General features: G+C 34.8%; 19 protein-coding genes. 11 read left to right on the forward strand and 8 right to left on the reverse strand.

What is annotated here, in order from left to right:
• The first annotated feature begins 211 nt into the window (after nt 1–211).
• A complete protein-coding gene (locus tag BZG01_RS08115) occupies nt 212–709 on the forward strand; it encodes an O-acetyl-ADP-ribose deacetylase (protein ID WP_101309327.1) in 498 nt (165 codons plus the stop codon).
• On the opposite strand, the gene BZG01_RS08120 is transcribed toward BZG01_RS08115, so the two are convergent.
• The 3 genes from BZG01_RS08120 to BZG01_RS08130 form a co-directional block, all read right to left on the reverse strand.
• Nucleotides 706–1,134 carry a rhodanese-like domain-containing protein gene (locus BZG01_RS08120; protein ID WP_143470861.1) on the reverse strand — a complete coding sequence of 143 codons (429 nt, stop codon included), beginning with the start codon at nt 1,132–1,134 and terminating at the stop codon, nt 706–708. The two genes, BZG01_RS08115 and BZG01_RS08120, sit on opposite strands and share 4 nt — an antisense overlap.
• A gap of 100 nt (nt 1,135–1,234) precedes the next feature.
• Entirely contained in the window at nt 1,235–1,702 is a 468-nt protein-coding gene (locus BZG01_RS08125) for an HAD family hydrolase (RefSeq protein ID WP_101309329.1), read from the reverse strand.
• 114 nt (nt 1,703–1,816) lie between these two features.
• Nucleotides 1,817–3,448 carry a DUF3078 domain-containing protein gene (locus tag BZG01_RS08130; protein ID WP_101309330.1) on the reverse strand — a complete coding sequence of 544 codons (1,632 nt, stop codon included), beginning with the start codon at nt 3,446–3,448 and terminating at the stop codon, nt 1,817–1,819.
• Between the two features lie 483 nt (nt 3,449–3,931).
• On the opposite strand from BZG01_RS08130, the gene tnaA reads away from it, so the two are divergent.
• Both tnaA and BZG01_RS08140 read left to right on the forward strand, forming a co-directional pair.
• Nucleotides 3,932–5,311, forward strand: a complete 1,380-nt coding sequence (gene tnaA / locus BZG01_RS08135) for a tryptophanase TnaA (RefSeq protein WP_101309331.1) — start codon at nt 3,932–3,934, stop codon at nt 5,309–5,311.
• Nucleotides 5,312–5,529: 218 nt separating this feature from the next.
• Nucleotides 5,530–5,856 carry a hypothetical protein gene (locus BZG01_RS08140; RefSeq protein ID WP_101309332.1) on the forward strand — a complete coding sequence of 109 codons (327 nt, stop codon included), beginning with the start codon at nt 5,530–5,532 and terminating at the stop codon, nt 5,854–5,856.
• 113 nt (nt 5,857–5,969) lie between these two features.
• Here the strand turns inward: BZG01_RS08140 and trhA are convergent, their stop codons facing one another.
• Entirely contained in the window at nt 5,970–6,653 is a 684-nt protein-coding gene (gene trhA, locus BZG01_RS08145; protein ID WP_101309333.1) for a PAQR family membrane homeostasis protein TrhA, read from the reverse strand.
• 360 nt (nt 6,654–7,013) lie between these two features.
• Here trhA and BZG01_RS08150 point away from each other — a divergent pair, with 360 nt between their 5' ends.
• The 4 genes from BZG01_RS08150 to BZG01_RS08165 all read left to right on the forward strand — a co-directional run bounded on the left by BZG01_RS08150 (nt 7,014) and on the right by BZG01_RS08165 (nt 9,981).
• Entirely contained in the window at nt 7,014–7,901 is an 888-nt protein-coding gene (locus BZG01_RS08150) for a hypothetical protein (protein ID WP_101309334.1), read from the forward strand.
• A gap of 120 nt (nt 7,902–8,021) precedes the next feature.
• Nucleotides 8,022–8,777 carry a DUF4197 domain-containing protein gene (locus BZG01_RS08155; RefSeq protein ID WP_101309335.1) on the forward strand — a complete coding sequence of 252 codons (756 nt, stop codon included), beginning with the start codon at nt 8,022–8,024 and terminating at the stop codon, nt 8,775–8,777.
• Nucleotides 8,778–9,130: 353 nt separating this feature from the next.
• Nucleotides 9,131–9,322: a cold-shock protein gene (locus BZG01_RS08160; protein WP_101260022.1), complete on the forward strand. Its 192-nt coding sequence runs from the start codon at nt 9,131–9,133 to the stop codon at nt 9,320–9,322.
• Between the two features lie 467 nt (nt 9,323–9,789).
• On the forward strand, nt 9,790–9,981 hold the full coding sequence (locus tag BZG01_RS08165) for a cold-shock protein (RefSeq protein ID WP_101260024.1): 192 nt from the start codon (nt 9,790–9,792) through the stop codon (nt 9,979–9,981).
• Between the two features lie 85 nt (nt 9,982–10,066).
• On the opposite strand, the gene BZG01_RS08170 is transcribed toward BZG01_RS08165, so the two are convergent.
• Nucleotides 10,067–10,522, reverse strand: coding sequence for a cold-shock protein (locus tag BZG01_RS08170; protein ID WP_101309336.1), 456 nt, complete (start codon nt 10,520–10,522; stop codon nt 10,067–10,069).
• Nucleotides 10,523–10,811: 289 nt separating this feature from the next.
• Here BZG01_RS08170 and BZG01_RS08175 point away from each other — a divergent pair, with 289 nt between their 5' ends.
• Complete coding sequence (locus tag BZG01_RS08175) at nt 10,812–11,363, forward strand: GNAT family N-acetyltransferase (RefSeq protein ID WP_101309337.1); 552 nt, start codon at nt 10,812–10,814, stop codon at nt 11,361–11,363.
• 14 nt (nt 11,364–11,377) lie between these two features.
• Here BZG01_RS08175 and BZG01_RS08180 read toward each other — a convergent pair whose 3' ends face one another.
• Together BZG01_RS08180 and BZG01_RS08185 are read right to left on the reverse strand one after the other, a co-directional pair.
• A complete protein-coding gene (locus BZG01_RS08180) occupies nt 11,378–11,902 on the reverse strand; it encodes a GNAT family N-acetyltransferase (RefSeq protein ID WP_101309338.1) in 525 nt (174 codons plus the stop codon).
• A 17-nt stretch (nt 11,903–11,919) separates the two neighbouring features.
• Nucleotides 11,920–13,089 (reverse strand): ATP-grasp domain-containing protein, encoded by a 1,170-nt coding sequence (locus BZG01_RS08185; protein ID WP_101309339.1) that lies wholly within the window; start codon nt 13,087–13,089, stop codon nt 11,920–11,922.
• A 493-nt stretch (nt 13,090–13,582) separates the two neighbouring features.
• On the opposite strand from BZG01_RS08185, the gene BZG01_RS08190 reads away from it, so the two are divergent.
• From BZG01_RS08190 to BZG01_RS08200, 3 genes are all read left to right on the forward strand, one after another.
• Complete coding sequence (locus BZG01_RS08190; RefSeq protein WP_218973050.1) at nt 13,583–14,533, forward strand: NAD(P)-dependent oxidoreductase; 951 nt, start codon at nt 13,583–13,585, stop codon at nt 14,531–14,533.
• 63 nt (nt 14,534–14,596) lie between these two features.
• Nucleotides 14,597–15,364: a type III pantothenate kinase gene (locus BZG01_RS08195; protein ID WP_101309340.1), complete on the forward strand. Its 768-nt coding sequence runs from the start codon at nt 14,597–14,599 to the stop codon at nt 15,362–15,364.
• Between the two features lie 18 nt (nt 15,365–15,382).
• Complete coding sequence (locus tag BZG01_RS08200; RefSeq protein WP_101309341.1) at nt 15,383–15,841, forward strand: CYTH domain-containing protein; 459 nt, start codon at nt 15,383–15,385, stop codon at nt 15,839–15,841.
• Here the strand turns inward: BZG01_RS08200 and BZG01_RS08205 are convergent.
• The gene (locus BZG01_RS08205) at nt 15,812–18,922 is read right to left on the reverse strand and encodes a serine hydrolase domain-containing protein (protein ID WP_101309342.1); all 3,111 of its coding nucleotides are present in this window, start codon (nt 18,920–18,922) and stop codon (nt 15,812–15,814) included. The genes BZG01_RS08200 and BZG01_RS08205 overlap by 30 nt on opposite strands.
• Nucleotides 18,923–19,177: the final 255 nt, after the last annotated feature.

Below are 19,177 nucleotides of genomic sequence, written 5' to 3' on the forward strand. Positions count from 1 at the left end.
CAATCAATTTGCTTGGCTAGCTCGGCTAAAGTAAAAATATTTTTTCAATCTCGAACAAACAATTTCACAATCAATGAATTGCAATCGATTTCGGATCATTTTTTATAATGAATTTGAATTATTAATTTTAAGCTAATCTCTAAATTTAAAAATTGAAAGCCTGTTTTGGAATTTATTCGCTGAAAAAACATGATTTAAAGCCTCTGCAATAATGGAAATTTTAATTGAAAAATCAGATCTGACCAAATTACATGTTGATGCAATTGTGAATGCAGCTAATGAAAGCCTGCTTGGCGGAGGCGGTGTTGACGGGGCTATTCATCGGGCAGCAGGACCTGAATTGTTACAAGAATGTAAAAAATTAAATGGTTGTCCAACGGGTGAAGCAAAAATAACAAAGGCATACCATCTTCCGGCAAAGCATGTTATTCATACTGTTGGCCCAATTTGGAAAGGAGGAAATTGCAATGAAAAACAACTCCTCAAGAATTGCTACAAAAACAGCATCCGATTGGCCGAAAATTTAAATTTAGAGAGCATTGCATTTCCAAATATCAGCACTGGAGTTTATGGTTTCCCGAAAAAAGATGCCGCAGAGATAGCGATTAAAACAATTCAGGAAGAAGCGAAACAGCTAAAATCCATTCGCAAAATTATTTTTTGCATTTTCGATGATGAAAATTTTAACATCTATCAGAATTTACTTTAAACAAATATATCTTCCTCTGCAATTTCAGGATAAGTCCAGTATTTGTATTTGCCCCAATTCAGCATTTGGGTATGTCCTTTTTCCTCTAAAAAGTTGATGACATTTTGAGATTTCAATGTTAAATCGCAATAAAAAATCAGTTTGGTTCCCAATGGCATTTCGGAATATCTATTTTCAATTTCATCAAAAGGATAATTAACAGCCGTTGGAATGTGTCCCAATAGAAAATATTCTTCCTCACGGGTATCTACTATCCAGATATCATCAACAGGACTTTGAGTTAAAGCAAATAATTCTTCAGCTTTGCTGTATTTTTTTAATTCTCCGCCATCAACCGAAATATATCCTGTATAATCAGGAATATGAATAAAATACCAATAAATTCCAAAAACGATCGCCACACTTGAAACAATTAATAAAAACATATCTATATAAATATCATTTTCGCAAAAAGAAGCCCTTATTTTCAGCAAAACAAAAAAAAATCTCCCATAAGGAGATTCTAAATATTTTAGCACGAAACTATTAACGTTTCATTGTTGCTATAAATGTGTCTTCATCCAAAAAGAAGTCTAAGGCATCATTAATAGATGGAACAATTACATCCACATGATCAATCACATCTTTATGAATTCCTTCGCCTTGCAATGTAGCAATAGAAACAACCGACTGCACAAACAGCCCAATATCGATACGGGCATTTCCAATTGCAGCAACCTTGTTACTTCCTAATGAAAGCAATATATCTTCTTTTTCTCTCGAGTTATTAGCTTCGTAGTAGGTAATTCCGGTAGAATCAGATAATTCACGTGCGTTTCCTCTTTGATCAGAAGAAATCATCACAACATTTACTCCAAAGGATTGTAAACGCTGTATTCTTTCAATCACACCAGAAACAATTTCACCCTTAACCGTTAATGTTCCATTCGAATCAACAACTAATGTGTCAATCTCAATCTTTCCAACACCAGGTACTCTATAAATTAAACTCATCGATTTATACTTTAAATTTAGATCAGAAAATTAGTATTTTTTATAGTAAGTAAAAAAGGTTTTAAAACATCTTTTATATCGATACAAAAAAAATAATTACCAGTAATTACTTCCCTAAAAACGATAGCTTATTCCCACCTCAAGATTTTCTTTGAACTGAACTTTTGAACCTGTATCATCATCTGATATCAAATGAGTTGATAATTTTGTAGATATGTATTGATTAATTGGCATTACCAGAATCATCTCCCAGTCCACATCAATATTTTTAGGCTTATCCGAGTAATTGGAATATAAGGTCAGTTTATTTTCAACACTCATTTCATCCCAAAATACAAACTTGTGATAGACATTAACATATGATCCGACTTCTTTTTTAACTTTTTTATCGGCATCTACTCCATAGGCCGTTTGATCAATATTACCAGTGTCTCTTACAATTGTATATTTTGCTGCTACCGGAGACAATAAGACCGACAATTTTTTACTTGGTTTATAGTCCATACCAATCGATGCGATAATGTAAGCAGGTGCAAAAAAGGATGATTTTAATATTTTTTCAGCATTATTTGGGTATGTATATCCTCTTACAGCCTGGGTTTTCAGATTAAACAGAGCTGAATAATACCATTTCCTAACTGCCTTTTGACCATACTTCGTCTCAAATTCAATACGATCCTCATTTTTTCGAAATCCATTGTCTCCCGACTTTAAAAGACCATACTTAACAGCTAATTTATTGTCCCAGGTATGATTCCCGTTTTTGTAGTTTGCGAATGCATCTATGGTTGATATGGTAGCAATTGAACTTTCGCCTCCTCCGGCCCAACTATCACTTACATGACCTTGATTAAAATAGAATCCAATAGTAGCACCCAATTTCCATTTTTGAGAATAGCGTTTATATTTACCTAGTTTCGCTAAACTATACTGATCACTTGAAATTTTCTCTTCCAGTTTCACCCTCGTTCCTCTCATTTTTGATTTCTGAACTGACTGCTGGTATACATCGTCATCAACAAGAATACGAACCGATCGATCTTTGGTATTCTGAACCCATATTCCGATAGAATCCCTTTTATTTTTCTTCAACCAAAATCGTTTAAAATCCTGTTTTCCATTATTAATCCAGAATTTAATTGAATCGTTCTGATAATTTTTCACGCCTAACAGAACCGAATCTCTGCTGATTTCCCTGATCCATTGATGAACGGAATCATTTTCAACATACTCAAACAACTCCTCCAATGCATGAGCCTTCCAAGAATCATCTGTATCCAACTCATCAGGTTTTAATAATTCCGGCTGGTAACTCAACACCTTCTCCAACTCCATTTGTTTTTTTACTTTTCGGAGTGCTTCTTCAGTCTTTCGTGTTTCAATATATTTCTTCAGATAGTAAACCATATCCCGAATACTATCATTTTTTACGTATTGTAATAAAGTATTTACTGCATCCTGCACAGAATCAGTCTGATGTTTCTTTTTTGAATAATTCATTTCCAATTCACGAACGATAAATCGAAAACCCACATTATCTATATGGTGCAAAGGATCAATGAGTCCGTTTAAAACAGTATCATTGGAACAATACTTGATTGAATCAGCCTTATTTTGCTTCAATCGATAAGCAGATTTATCCAATTTTATTTTGTCAGGAAAAACAAAATCTTTCTTAACATTTCGTTGAGAAAAAGAAATTAATGACTGAAGCAAAATTAGCAAAACACAAAAAACTCGAATCATAGGGCAATGATCTTTACTTCTTTAAATAGTTAAATGGCTAATGGAAAATCTTATTGAATAAGAAAAACGCCAACTAAATACGGCACATGCAAATTTGTTGAAATTATTTCTTTATAAAAAGAATAATGCTGTTCATTTAGGTTAAAAAATGTGAGTTTTTGGAACTCTAACAAACATCTCTCAAAAACAAACGTTTGCATAAAATATCCCGCCTCCCTTTTTATTCAGCAGAATTTATTCTATTTTTGACAAAAGTAGAAAATCAGAAACTATGGAAACAAAATATCAACTTCCAAAACTGACACACAAGGTCTACCTTAATATTAAAAACAGAGACGAGTTTCACTTCTAGATTCGCCTGAGGCATCCTGCCTCAAATTTTTACGTATACATTTACAAAAAGCACATAATTGATATGGGAGAATTATATCCTATAGATAATTACACGGCTATATATCACAATAAAATAAACAACGAAACATTATGAAATTACCATTCGCAGAATCATATAAAATCAAGATGGTTGAAACCATCAAAAGAAGTACTCGCGAAGAAAGGGAACAATGGCTTAAAGAGGCGAATTACAACCTTTTTAATCTAAAAAGCGATCAGGTATTTATTGACCTGCTTACCGATTCCGGTACAGGTGCAATGAGTGATAAACAATGGTCGGCAATGATGCTGGGAGATGAAAGTTATGCTGGTGCACGCTCCTACTACAAAATGAAGGAAGCTATTAAAAACATCATGGGATTTGATCATTTTCTACCTACTCACCAAGGCCGGGCTGCGGAAAATGTATTGTTCTCGGTATTGGTTAAAGAAGGCAATATTGTTCCGGGAAACTCACATTTTGACACAACAAAAGGACACATTGAATTTAGAAAAGCAAAAGCTGTTGACTGCACAATTGATGAAGCTTTTGATACAGTAATCGATCATCCTTTTAAAGGAAACCTTGACCTTGTTAAGCTTGAATCGGTTCTTTCTACTTATCCAAAAGAACAAGTTCCAATGATTATTGTGACTGTTACCTGCAATACTTCGGGTGGTCAGCCAGTTTCAATGGCTAATATGAAAGCCGTTAAAAAATTGGCCGAAAAATATGAAATTCCTGTATGCTTTGACTCTGCTCGTTTTGCCGAAAATGCTTACTTCATTAAAACTCGTGAAGAAGGATATCAGGATAAAACAATTAAAGAGATTGTTAAAGAAATGTATACTTATGCTGATATGGCAACGATGAGTTCCAAAAAAGATGCGATTGTAAACATGGGTGGATTCATCGGGATGAAAGATGCAAACCTTTGGAAGCAAGCATCTACCTACAATATCATGTTTGAAGGATATGTTACCTACGGAGGTATGTCGGGACGTGATATGAATGCACTGGCACAAGGCCTTGATGAAGGAACTGAATTTGAATATCTTGAAACACGTATTAAGCAAGTAGAATATTTAGGTGGCAGATTAGAGGAATTTGGTGTTCCGTTCCAAAAACCAATAGGAGGACATGCAATTTTTGTTGACGCCAAAAAGATCTTGGCTCACATACCAAAGGAAGAATATCAGGCACAAACATTAGGTTGTGAATTGTACTTGGAAGCAGGAATTCGTGGGGTTGAAATCGGTGCAATTTTAGCGGATAGAGATCCTGAAACCAGAGAAAACCGTTATCCTGCCTTAGAGTTGCTGCGTTTGGCAATTCCAAGAAGAACTTACACCAACAACCATATGGATGTTGTTGCAGTAGCTCTGAAAAATGTTTATGATCGAAGAAATGAAATTAAGCATGGGTTTAAAATTATTGACGAAGCTCCAATTATGAGACATTTCACTGTTCAACTGCAAAAAATAGACTAATAAAAAATCAAAAAACATCAGATAATAAAGCTTCCTTCGGGAAGCTTTTTTTTAATCTAAATAAAGAATTCTATCCTTAATGATTTTTTATTTTTTCGGGACTTCAAAATTGCGTATTTTTAATTGTGCATTAGAATAAGCAGATTATCAGGCAATAAAAGAAAAACTATAAATATTTAAATAGAGAAAAAAAGAAGCAAACCCTAATCTCCAAACCTATGACTACAATTGATTTAAAATTAACTCTTCAATTAAAAGAGAATGAATTTTTTAAGGTAGGCGAACACATTTTTACAAAAAATGAAAATCTTAAACCGCTTGAAGATCAATTACATTTTTGTGGTTCATGTGCTATCGAAGTATTCAAAGAGTACGAAAGTTTTCTAACCATGGAAATCATGGATCGTTGGTCTAAATTGACTAAGGCCCTAAATCAATCAACCTCTTGCTGCGCTGTTTGGGATGATCGAAAAATTATAAAAGAATTGGTCGACAACAATGAGCACTCTGTTTCCTGGTATGTTAAGAACTGCAGAATTTGCTAACAACAGAAATAAAATTATCCTGAGGCTGTCTCAAGCACAAACCATTTTTTGATTCAAAAAATAGAAACATCTGTATATTAAAGATGTCCCTTCTTATTTTGAGTCAGCCTCTGCTATATAATGCAATAATACACTGCAATAAAGTGAGAAATACTACCTGCAAATACAAATAAATGCCATATAAAATGATTGAACGGCAACTTTCTCCACATGTAAAAAACCACACCCAACATATAAAAAATGCCACCTGCAATTATCCACTGCAAACACAAAGCAGGCAAAGATGAACTAAATGCCGAGAAATTAAAAAACAGAATCCAGCCCATAAATATGTATAACATGAGAGAAATCCAGCGGTATCTGCCCAGCAAAAATATTTTATAAAATATTCCAACAACTACCAATCCCCACAAAATCATCAAATAAAGTCTGCCAACCTGATTATTCAAATAAATAACAAGAAAAGGCGTATAAGTTCCTGCTATCATAAAGAAAATGCTGATATGATCGAACTTTCGAAACAATTTACGATTTGGACTTCCTACCACATAATGGTAAACAGCTGATGAAGCATAGAGTAAATTAAATGCGACCACAAAGAGTACGCATGCAGTAAATCCGTAAATATTCTGAGTTTCGTAGGCCACACTTAACAACCACAAGCCTGCCGGAATACCAAAAATCAAGCCAAGTCCGTGAGAAAGCCAGTTGGCAAACTCATGAATTGCTTCCTTATCGGATGAAAATCTTTTCTTCTCCTCTTTAGTCCAACTCACAAGCAATAAAATCCATTTCATCTGTTTATAATATTTTGATTAAGGTCAGATATAACTCCCAAATTACACTCATTCTCCATGTATGCAACACTTTTTACATGGTCTTTTCATATCATCCAGTTTAAATATCCGCTTCCTACTTCCTTTTTGAAAGAAAATCAAATTTCAGGAAAAGATTCGACGTCGCAAAATTAATAATGCCTCAATTTACAATCATTTAAAATAGAATGAAAAGTGGTGTATTGATTGAAGCTTCGGATCGTAAACACCTTTAGTTCAAAAAATTCAGACAGAAAACAATTCCCATAACACAGTCTATCTATTTTCATATTTATATATTAGGAGTTCTAAACATCTTAATAACTACAAACTAATATTACTATGAAGAAAATAATCCTAGTTCTGATTTGCTTTGCCTGGATGCAGATTAGCAATGCACAAGAAAAAAAAATGTCTCCGTTCTTTAAAACCGGAACATCACAAACGGATATCAGTTTACTGATTTCAAACATAAAACAAAATCTTGAAACAAATCAATTTTCAATAATAGGAGAATACCAGCCTGAAGCCAGCCAAGAACTCTACGTAATTTGTTTCACGCGAAATGATCTAAGTGAATTGTGCCTAAAATCATCAGACAGAGGTGCTTTGGCCAGTGTTCTTAAAATAGGTTTGGTTAAAAAAGGAGAAAGAACTATAGTAAGTATGCTTAACCCAGACTATGTTTTTTGCGCCTATTTAAGTAACTACGAAACGGACAAACCTTTGTTTTCAAAGATTACTTCTGATGTGAAAAAATCCTTATCCGCAATAGGTGATGAATTCACTCCATTTGGCGGGGAAGTAAAAGAAGGCTCTCTAAAAAAGTATCATTACAAAATGATGATGCCATATTTTAGCGATCCCGTCAATTTAAATGAGTTCGAATCATTTGAAGCAGGACTAACAACTATCCGTAAAAATTTAAAAGCAAAAAAAGGAAATGCCCATTTAATTTACGAACAAGTATTTGAAAACAAAAACATAGCCGTATTTGGAATTGGTTTATTAGACTCTGAAGACGGGGAAAAACAATTCCTTCCAATAATTGGAGAAGATCATATTGCCGCCATGCCTTATGAAATTATCCTGCAAGGAAAAGAGGTAAGTATGCTGCATGGCAAATATCGTTTTGCCTTGTATTGGCCAGAACTAACTATGGGAACATTTATGAGAATAATGAGCACACCCGGGGATGTGGAAGATTTTATGAAAGCAATAACTGAATAAATACAACTTTAGATTGTTAAGCCTGCAGAAAATTATGCAGGCTTTTATTATTGAATTTCCTATCATTTTTTGATACCTTGTTGCGTTTAAAAACAAACAGCTTCATTAAAGCAACAATTTATGAATAAGACGATCTCAATCCTATTAATTTGTTTCCTATTTGCTTCCTGCGCTGAACTGCAGCCTTTCATGGATCAGTATGCACTCTCACAACCAAAACCTTTATCCAGCGCTGAAGTAAGTTCTGGATTAAAAGAGGCATTAAAAATTGGCAGTAAGAATGCGTCAAACCTGTTATCCATGCAGGATGGTTTCTACAAAGACGAGTTGATTAAAATACTGTTACCTCCGGAGGCACAAAGCATTACAAAGAACATCAATCTGATACCAGGAGGCGCTGAATTAGTAGATAAAGTTGTTCTTAGACTTAACCGTGCTGCTGAAGATGCAGTTTCTGAAGCAACACCAATATTTATTTCAGCCATTACAGAAATGACAATTGCAGATGCATTCGGCATTCTTAAAGGAGGGAATGATGCTGCAACCGTATATCTTCAAAACAAAACTCAAAATAAATTACAAGAGTTGTTTATGCCCAAAGTAAAAGCGTCCTTAGATAAAAAGCTGGTTGCAAATTTATCTACGAATGAATCGTGGAGTTTATTAACCAAAAATTACAATGCGGTGGCAGGAAGTTTTGCCGGAAAGTTAGCCAGTTTAGAGCCAATAAATACCAAGCTTGATGAATATGTGACAGAAAAAGCACTAAGTGCTTTATTTCTTAAAGTTGCAGATGAAGAAAAACTAATCAGAAAAGACCCTTTAAAGAGGGTTAATGATCTCTTAAAAAGAGTATTTGGTGAACTGGATAAATAATAATACAGGTTTCTCGTATCTAAACACAACTGATTTCACAAACATCTTTTTTTAATAAACACATATATAACTAATAATCAGACATATTATACAAGGATATGATTCTTTAAAAGATGTATTCGTTATTTATACGCCACAAACTAAAACTATTTTGCCTGAAGTTAGGATAGAATAAAAGTTTTATATAGATTTGCAGTGTTTAAAAGTACTAAGGGAGATTTATCTCCACCAATAATTTCAATATCATTCATTACTATTTGTTTCTTTTTGAATAAAAATAATAGGTTTGTTACTGTTAATTACTAAATTAGAGTCTTTAAACGTTTAATTTATTATTTTTAAAAAACATTACAATGGAAGGAACAGTAAAATTCTTTAACGAATCTAAAGGTTTTGGATTCATTAAACCAGACGATTCAAGTGAAGACATCTTTGTACATTCAACAGGTCTTATCGACGAAATTCGTGAAAACGATAAAGTTGAGTACGATTCAGAACGTGGAAAAAAAGGTATGAATGCCGTTAACGTAAGAGTTATCGACTAATTCGTATTACTTTTATACAAAATAAAAAACCATCCAACAGGGTGGTTTTTTTTGTGCCTATAAATCAATAAATACATCTCAATAGCTCTTCTTTACAAATATCAGCTTTGCATTTCTATGCTTTAGAATTACTTCAGCAAAAATAAATACTATCTCTTTTCCTGATCTACTTCCCTCCTTCTCCCGAATAATCTACATAGACCAAACAGTGAAAACCCAACCAAACTAAATCCATAATCACCTCACAACAAGTATCATTACAGAACTCAAAACTTTGCCGGTTATTTTTGGATTGAAAAATTGTTTTTTTTATATTTGTTTAGTTCGAAAGTCTTATTAAATAATAATTTCAATACCATTCATTACTATTCATTCCATTTAGGAATAAAAATAATAGAACTGTTACTGGCAATTAAATAAGAATACAGACTTTAAACAAACATCTTATTATTTTAAAAAACATTACAATGGAAGGAACAGTAAAATTCTTTAACGAATCTAAAGGTTTTGGATTCATTAAACCAGCAGATTCAAGTGAAGACATCTTCGTACACTCATCGGGTCTTATCGACGAAATTCGTGAAAACGATAAAGTTGAGTACGATATGGAAAAAGGAAGAAAAGGTATGAACGCAGTAAATGTAAGAGTAATTGACTAGTTCACATTACTTTCATACAAAATAAAAAACCACCCCAAAAGGGTGGTTTTTTATTTCTTAAAATTGTAACAACCGAAAAGGCTGTTTATTTTTTAACTAAAGTAACATTTACAGCATTCATCCCTTTAGGACCACGCTCTGTTTCAAAGTTAACTTTATCATTTTCACTTACTGAATCTACAAGACCATTGATATGCACAAAAATACTCTCCTTGGTTTCTAAATCCTTAATAAATCCATATCCTTTACTAGTATTGAAAAAAGATACAACACCCTCTCTTAAAGGTTGTTCAAAGTTACCGTCATCACTATTTCGTGCACCAAGAACTATGTCTTCTTCGTTAATCTCTTTCTTCTTTTTAGTTGGATCTGGTGGCGTATCACTCAAATTGCCAAACTCATCTGTATAGGCAAGCATTTCTTCGAAAGTACGACCTGGACTGGATTTACGTTCTTCTTTACGCGCTTCTTTTTCTTTTCTTTTCTGGAGTTTTTGCTTCTCTTTCTCTTTTTTGTTGTAAGTTTCTTTTGGTCTTGCCATAGCTTTTTTAAGATTCGAAATTCATTATAATCCTTCAAAAATTAAACACGATGATTAATACTTCTATCTGATCATTTCTTAAAGGTTCTGCAATGTACGGAATTATTCTCAACAAATTGCTAATTATTTATCCTTAAGGGTATAATATGCACCTGAATATGACAAATTTAAGCTGTAATTTCAATCATCTATTTTATATAAAAAAACAAATTTGTACGATTTAAATTCATATTTGTAAAATTCCCCCAGAAAAAATATCTTTCCTGTATTCGAAACAAATAGATTTATTATGGAATTACACTCTAAAAGATTATGCTTACAATCAATCCAAAATAAACATGCTGAAGAAGTATTCGATTATCGTTCAGATGCTAAGACCAATCAGTACCAAAGCTGGATTCCGAAAAACATTGATGATGTATATGATTTTATCCGCAATACAGTTTCCAAAAGCATCGACCAGATTGACACATGGTATCAATTCGTAATTATCAGCAGAGAAGATCAGAAAGTGATTGGTGATATTGGAATTCATTTTTTAGATGAAAACAAAGAACAGGTCGAATTGGGTTGTACTCTGGCAAAATCCTATCATGGAAAAGGCTTTGCTAATGAAGCTTTATCAGAAGTAATTAAATTTCTTTTTACTGATTTAAACAAACATCGTATTACTGCTTCGGTCGATCCGGTAAATATAAAATCGATAGCTATGCTTGAACGTTTAGGCTTTCGAAAAGAAGCTCATTTTATAAAAAGCATCTTTGTAGATGGAGAATGGATTGACGATGTAATTTATGCAATTCTTAAAGACGAGTGGATCAATAAAATCCAGAATGATTAATTTCTCCACTTTTTCTAAACTTCAAGCTTTTTATAGAACACCCAATTTTCATATTGATTTTCACCCATTTCGAAAAAGCACTTGCCGGTCACCAAATAATTCCGGCGATGATAAAAATCAAGAGCATTTTGGTTTTGGTAATAAGCTGTGAGCCATAAACCTGAACCATTATTTTTTCTCACCTCATTTTCAGCATGCAGCAAAAGTTTATAACCAATTCCCTGTCTATGAAAATGTCTTGACACATATAGTACGGATAGCTCTGGATCTGTAATATCTTTTACAGGACAAGAAGTATCGTAATCCAGTTGATAACAAGCAATTAAGCACGAATCCTTCTCGACCAAAAATATTTTTTTATTCGGATTTTGAAGTATAGTTTCCGTTTTTTCTTTGGTAATTTCAGAAGCCAAATATTCCGCGTATTCATTATTTACTCCTCCCAAAGCATAGGTATCAAGCCAAACTTGAATTTTAAACATCGCAATACAAAGAGCATCTGAAGTTTCGGCTCTACGAATAATAAAATCGGTAATCATATCGATGCAATGATATTTTAATGAGACTCTTCAATGACAAGATCACATAAATCAGAAACTAATATCTCTTCAATTTCATGGAATTCATCTCTTGGAGTTTTGGTAAACAACATCCCAAAAATGGAGTACAATTTATAATCAATTTTACGTAATTCCAATGGATTGCAAAATCGATTCAATAATTTTTCGTAATCAAAATGTGAAATTTGACTTGATGGTATTTTGGTGGAATTGTCCAAAATAATCAAAGAATAAATCTCATCATCCATTTCGTTTAAGATCTGATCCCAATCGGGTTTAATATTGCTTAAAAAACAATGATACGGATTCAATTTAGTGGCCAAATGAGTTAAATCTGCCGTTGTACACCAGCCACCAAACCTCATTGGATTCACTTCAATCGGGACTAATTTACCCGCTTCATCCACACGAACTTCGATATGAACAGGAAAATTTTTCAATTCGACCTGCTCTCCGAGATCCTGTACAAACTGCTTAAATTGTGGAAGGTATGCCTTAATCAATTCCTTTGAAGTGTAATAAACCCGATCGCTGACATCCTTTTCGGAAGCAAAAAGGTGCTTTAACACTCCCAACACAACCGCTTCGCCATTCTCATCAAAATAAGCATCAAAAGCAAACTCTTCACCAGCAATTACTTCCTCAATTAAAAAGGAAGATGCGTTTACTACCTCGATGGGAAATAAAGCCTGAGCATCTGTAAATTCCTCACGAATTAATTGTTTCACTCTTAACCAATCATTCTCATCAACAACCTTATGAACTCCCAGACTTAAAAAACCTACTGCCGGCTTAATTATAAACGGCATTGGTAATTCGTCCAATTTAACTTCATCCAAATCTTTAAGGAGCACTTCCTTATAATAGAAATCAGGATACATTCCCTGAATCAATTTTCGAAATTCTATTTTATTTTTAAACACATTAATGTATTCAGGTAGTTTGGTGAAACTTAAATGGTTCAGCACCCAATTGATAGAATTCTCGGAATTAGTATAAATTCGACTATTTGTATTATCACGAAAATGTTGAACAATCTGCTCTGAACCAATCAATGAAAGCTCCCCCTTTTCGATAACATTACCTGTATCCAGAGTTGGAAAATTATATTTTTCAATTGTCTCTTTAAGAAACTTGGAAACGTAAGGTTTGTCTAATAAAATCATGCAATGGCGGTGTTAGTTGTTTCGGTGGATTTGAAATTTGAAACAAAGCTACAAAATAAGTTTGTGGAAATCCTCTTTTGAGAAAGGACGGGGAAACACAATCAAACCAAGAAAGGCTTGCTGCCCTGAACCGACATAAGGGAACACAAACCGACACTGGGAATTTGAGGTTTGCACTGCAACCCGGGCAAGCTGTCAGCCTTTACTGAAAGATTGATGTAAGGTGCGGCAACTCATGGATTATCAGGTGACCAACCGCCATGCGTACACGTGAGTGACCGCCATGTGTGCACGTGAGTGACCGCCATGCGTACACGTGAGTGACCGCCATGTGTGCACGTGAGTGACTGCCATGCGTACACAGGGTAGGCCACCACCAGATGTTTGGGGTCATTGATCATGATCTGCAAACATTGATGGCAACGGGTTATCCCTTTGGATGATTGATTCAAATTCGTACCTTTTATGCTCTAAAATCATTAATCGCATGTCTGTGAAAAACAAAATACTTATCGCCTACCCTATTCCTAAAGAAGGACTTAGTGAATTGGAAACTCATTTTGATTTGATTTATCCCGAAAAGGAATTCTTCACAAAAGAAGAATTAATTGAACTGATTCCGCACTGCGTTGGTTTGTTGTCTATTTTTAATCGGGAAGTCTCTGCTGATATAATAAAAGCCGGAATAAATCTGAAAATTATCAGTAATTACGGAGTCGGCTTTAATAATATCGATATGAATGCTGCAAACGAGCAAAAAATTATTGTTTGCAATACTCCTGAAGCTGTTTGCGAACCAACTGCCGAATTGTGTATGGGACTTTTATTATCCCTGAGCAGACAAATTTCGTTGTGCAATTATGGATTAAAAACAAATCCGGAATTTGAATGGGGAGTGATGAAAAATTTAGGAAGCACACTGCGGGGAAAGACCTTAGGGATTGTAGGCATGGGCAATATTGGTAAATCGGTTGCCGAAAAGGCAATGGTTTTTGGTATGAATATCGCTTATCACAATAGAAAACCCATTTCTGAGATTAAATGGAAGGATGCAGTTTATATGAATTTGCCGGATCTACTTGAAAAATCGGATGTGATTTCCCTGCACTGCCCCTTAACTCCTGAAACGCATCATTTATTAAGTAAAAAGGAGTTCCTGAAAATGAAAAAAACGGCCTTTTTAATTAATACATCCCGGGGTGCAGTTATTAATGAAGCTGACTTGGCCATAGCTTTGGAACAAGGTGAAATTGCCGGTGCCGCACTGGATGTTTTTGAGAATGAACCTATTATTCATCCAAAATTATTAAAGCAGAAAACAGCTCTTGCAGTACCACATATTGGCACTGCCACAATCGAAACCAGAATTGAAATGAGCCGCGAAGCCAGTCAGAATATTATTGAGTATTTAAAAAATGGAATTGCAAAAAACAGGGTTAATTAGGCTTTTCTTTTAAAGCTTTTGCCGACCTTTATCTTTAGTTAAGCAATAAATACAATCCAACATATGCTTTTAGCCATCGACATAGGAAATTCAAATGTGGTCTGCGGTTTATCCAGCAATAATCATTGGGCCGAACAATTTAGAATTCATACTGTTGCCAACAAAACATCTGATGAATACGAAGTCATTTACAGAACTTTACTTGCGAGTCGGAATATCGATTTAAAAGAAATTAACCGGGTAGTTCTGAGCAGTGTAGTTCCCTCTCTGATACTTCCTATCCGTGAGATGATTCGAAAACTGTTCAACCAAGAGCCTTTAGTTCTGGGGCCGGAATTGTATCCGCGCTTAGATATCGGAATCAGTAATCCTTATGAAATAGGAACAGATTTGGTTGCCAATGCCGTTGCAGCTCACAACAAATATTCGGGCAATTGCATTGTTGTTGATTTTGGTACTGCTCTTACTTTTACTGTTATAAAAGCAGATGGAAATTTGTTAGGTGTGACAATTGCTCCCGGGCTTAAAACTGCCATGGCATCGCTTTCTCAAAAAACAGCTCAATTACCAAATGTCGATTTGGTTGTTCCTCCCTCCTGCATTGGAAAAAATACGGTTCATGCAATGCAGGCTGGTATTGTAATCGGTTACAAAGGTCTTGTTGAATCACTTCTGACTGAAATGAAAAAGGAAATGGAAGGAAAAACTACAGTAATTGCCACTGGTGGGTTGGCCACTGTGATGCTTCCTATTCTTGATAGTTTCGATCATCATGAGCCAATGTTAACCCTCGACGGACTTAAAATCGTTGGAAATAAATTTTACAAATAAGACAAGCCTCAGCAACATATGCCTTTAGAAATAGAACGTAAATTCCTCATAAAACCAAATTTACTGGATCTTCCCAAAGAGGGAAAAAAACTTATTCAAGGATACATTTGGAGTGATCCGGATAAAAGTTTACGAATTAGAATTGCGGGAGATCAATCTTTTTTAACCATCAAAACCGGAAATAATCCGTTGAGCAGATCTGAATTTGAATACGAAATTCCGATGAAAGATGCTCAGGATCTTTTAGTTCTTTGTGATTCGAAGATTGAAAAAACTCGATTTGTGATTCCTCAAAATAATTTATTCTGGGAAATAGACGTATTTGAAGGCAACAACAAGGGTTTAATTGTAGCCGAAATTGAGCTTAGCTCTGAAAATGAAAACTTTGAACTGCCGCAATGGATTGATCGGGAAGTCACAAATGAAAGTAAATTTTTAAATGTTGAACTAATAAAACATCCCTTTTCCAAATGGTGAAAAAGGAAGGCTTATGAATTCAGGATCAACTTTTTCCTCTTTAATTATTGACTTATATATTTGTTCCTGAATTTTAGTTCGTACATCCATTTCTATCAATTTGGTATTCGACTCATCAGGACAAATTCGGTTCGACAGAAAAATATACAGCAAATCATATTTGGGATCAATCCAAATCATAGTGCCGGTAAAACCGGTGTGTCCATAACTTAATTCGGAAGCCTCACTGCATGTTGGACCACCTTTTTCTTCGGGATTGTAAAAAGGTTTGTCAAAGCCGATTCCTCTTCTGTTTTCTGAATTTGGGTAAGCACGTGCACTAAATCGATTCATTGTTTCAGCACTTATGTAGGTTTCACCGCCATAAGTTCCTTCCTGAAGATACATTTGCGCTAATTTTGCCAAATCGCCGGCATTACCAAACATTCCTGCATGTCCCGAAACGCCGCCAAGCATTGCTGCAGTTGGATCGTGCACATAAGCTTCAAGCCATTGTTTTCGAAAAAACTTATCATCCTGTGTTGGCACAATCCGATCGGCACTAAAGCGTTTCAAAGGATGATACCCCAGACTGGAGGCTCCCAACATGTCGTACAGATGTCTTTTCACATAGCCATCCAAACTTTCGCCGGAAATCTCCTTAATCATCTCTCCCATCATTATAAAACCAAGATCGCTGTATTTATAACCATTTGATTCTCTAAATTCGGTTGCCAATATCTGATTGATTATCGTATCGTGATAACCTTTATGTATAAAAAGGTTATTCGCAATTTGAACCGGGTATTCTTCAGAACTTTGATTGGAAAAAATCCCCTCTCTAAATTTATAATTTCGATCGAGATACAATTTATCAGCCACTTTTAGACTATAACGTTTCGAATAGTTCCGACTAAATAAATCTCCATCGAAGCTCGCCGAATCAACAGCCTCCCATTGAAATGGTTTATAACTCAACAATCTCGCTTCATGAGCTAAAATTTTCTTTAAAATAAGAGTATCCTTATTGGTGCCTTTGGCTTTTGAAAAATACGCTCCCAATGTATGATCCACATTAATCCACCCTTCGTCGCTTAACTGCATTATTGCCGGAAGTGCAGCTGTAATTTTTGTTAGTGATGCTAAATCGTAAATATCAGGATTACGAACTTCTACTTTTCCTTTGTAGGTATAATGACCGTATGATTTATGAAATACAATCTTTCCTTTTCTAGCTACCAGAATTTGACAGCCTGGGGTTGCTTTTTTTTTAATGGCATCATTTACTATCGAATCAATAACATTCAATTTAAGTGTATTTAATTCAACTTGTTCGGGCAAAGAGAATCCCAGACGGTTGTGTTTGGTTTCAAAACCAGTACCAACCGGAAAATGTCCATTAACTGTAACTGGTAATCGTCCCTGAGAAGCCAAACCACCAAAAATTATTTGCGCAGAAGCCATGTGAGTTTCTATATTATCCTCATACGAAACCAAAATCCCATTTAGCCGATCAGTCCCTTCATATAAATCCAAGCCATAAGGGTTTGCAAACAGATCAAAAATCACCTTCTTGTTTTTTGAAAGCTCAGAAAGAAACTCAATAGTTTGACTCGTAATTCCAAAATTCTTTGATGCCCGCATATCACTGTCGTGCTTACTTACAATCACCAAATTGTATTTATCAAGCTTTTTCAATAATTGATAATAACTTTCAATCGAAGCGCTTTTCCCGATCTGAAAAAAATCTATATCTGCATACCTGCCAAGATATTCCTGAAATCTGTTTCGGATAGGGACACCCATGGCAACAGAAGCAATTTTAAGGGTATCTAATCTTTTTAGCGGCAACAACTGATCATCATTTTTCACTAATGTAATTGCCTTCTCGGTCAACTTTCGTCTTAAAATAAATCCTTGCTGTGTATTTAATCCTGACCACAGTCTATTCTGATCAATTGGCTTGTACTCATTCAAATTGAGCCAATACTTTGCTTTTAAAATTTTCAAACACTTCCCGTTGATATCATCCCAGGAAAGCTCACCGCTTTTAAGTGCCAATTTAATCTCTTTAATTGCTATTGCGACGTCTTCAGTAAAAAGAAGAACATCATTACCCGCAACCAAAGCCTTAGCATCAACCACACCCTTCGGATAAAATTTACGAACGCCTTCCATATTTAAAGCATCCGTAAATACCAAACCTTTAAAACCCATTTCCTCTTTCAGCAATTGAGAAACGATAGGGCGGGAAAGTGTCGCTACTTTTTGCAAAGGATCAAGCGCCGGTACATTTAAATGAGAAACCATAATTCCCCCCAAACCATTATTTATTAAACGACGGAAAGGAAATAGTTCAATAGAATCAAGTCTTTCAATAGGATGATCTACCAAAGGAAGATCAAAATGCGAATCGGTTTCGGTATCTCCGTGGCCTGGAAAATGTTTGCCTACAGCAATAATTCCTGATTTCTGCATTCCTGAGGCAAAAGCATACGATTTGTTGGTTACATTGTAACGATCCTCACCAAAGGAACGGCTGTTAATTACCGGATTTCGCGGATTATTATTCACATCCATTACGGGTGAGAAATTCACATGAACACCAAGTCTGCCACACTCTTTCCCAATCTGTTTCCCCAACTGAAAAATCAATTCATTATCCTGAATTGCACCCAGCATAATTTGCCTTGGGTAACTTATTGTTTGTTTTAATCTGGATCCGAGCCCAATCTCTGCATCCATTCCAATCCAAAGAGGAACCTTTGCCAAAGCTTGATACCTATTTGTCAACCCGGCTTGCTTCCCCGGTTCTCCTTGAAAAAATATAATTCCTCCGATTTGATATTTACTCACTAAGCCCGCAATTCTCTCAGATTCTTCATCTCCTTTATTCGAATAGGCTGCAAGCATAAACAATTGAGCAATTCTCTCGTCATCACTTAAAGTCGACAGAACGGAATCTGCCCAAACATTGGGTTGAGACAATCTGTCAACCAACCTATCTTCTTCTAAAGCAATATTTTGTGCAGACACAAAAAAATGACTTACAAGAAAAATAAGAATAATAAACAATCTGTTCAGAGAATATATATGTGTCATGAAAATCTTTCTTTGGCTATAAAAACAGTGAAGTGTAACAAAATTATAAATACCCTGTCAATTAACAGAATGATTCATCACTTAAAATGAAAAATTAATAAATTATTTAGGAGAGAATACTTACAGTAACATAAAAAAGGGGCAAAGCCCCTCTTTTAATTACTAACAACTAAAACCATACTTAAAACTTAAAAAGAGCTGAAACTTATCAAGTCAAATATGAAAATTGAAGGAATTTAAACCTTCACTACACAA

This window comes from Labilibaculum manganireducens, from assembly GCF_002843385.1.
GTDB lineage: Bacteria > Bacteroidota > Bacteroidia > Bacteroidales > Marinifilaceae > Labilibaculum > Labilibaculum manganireducens.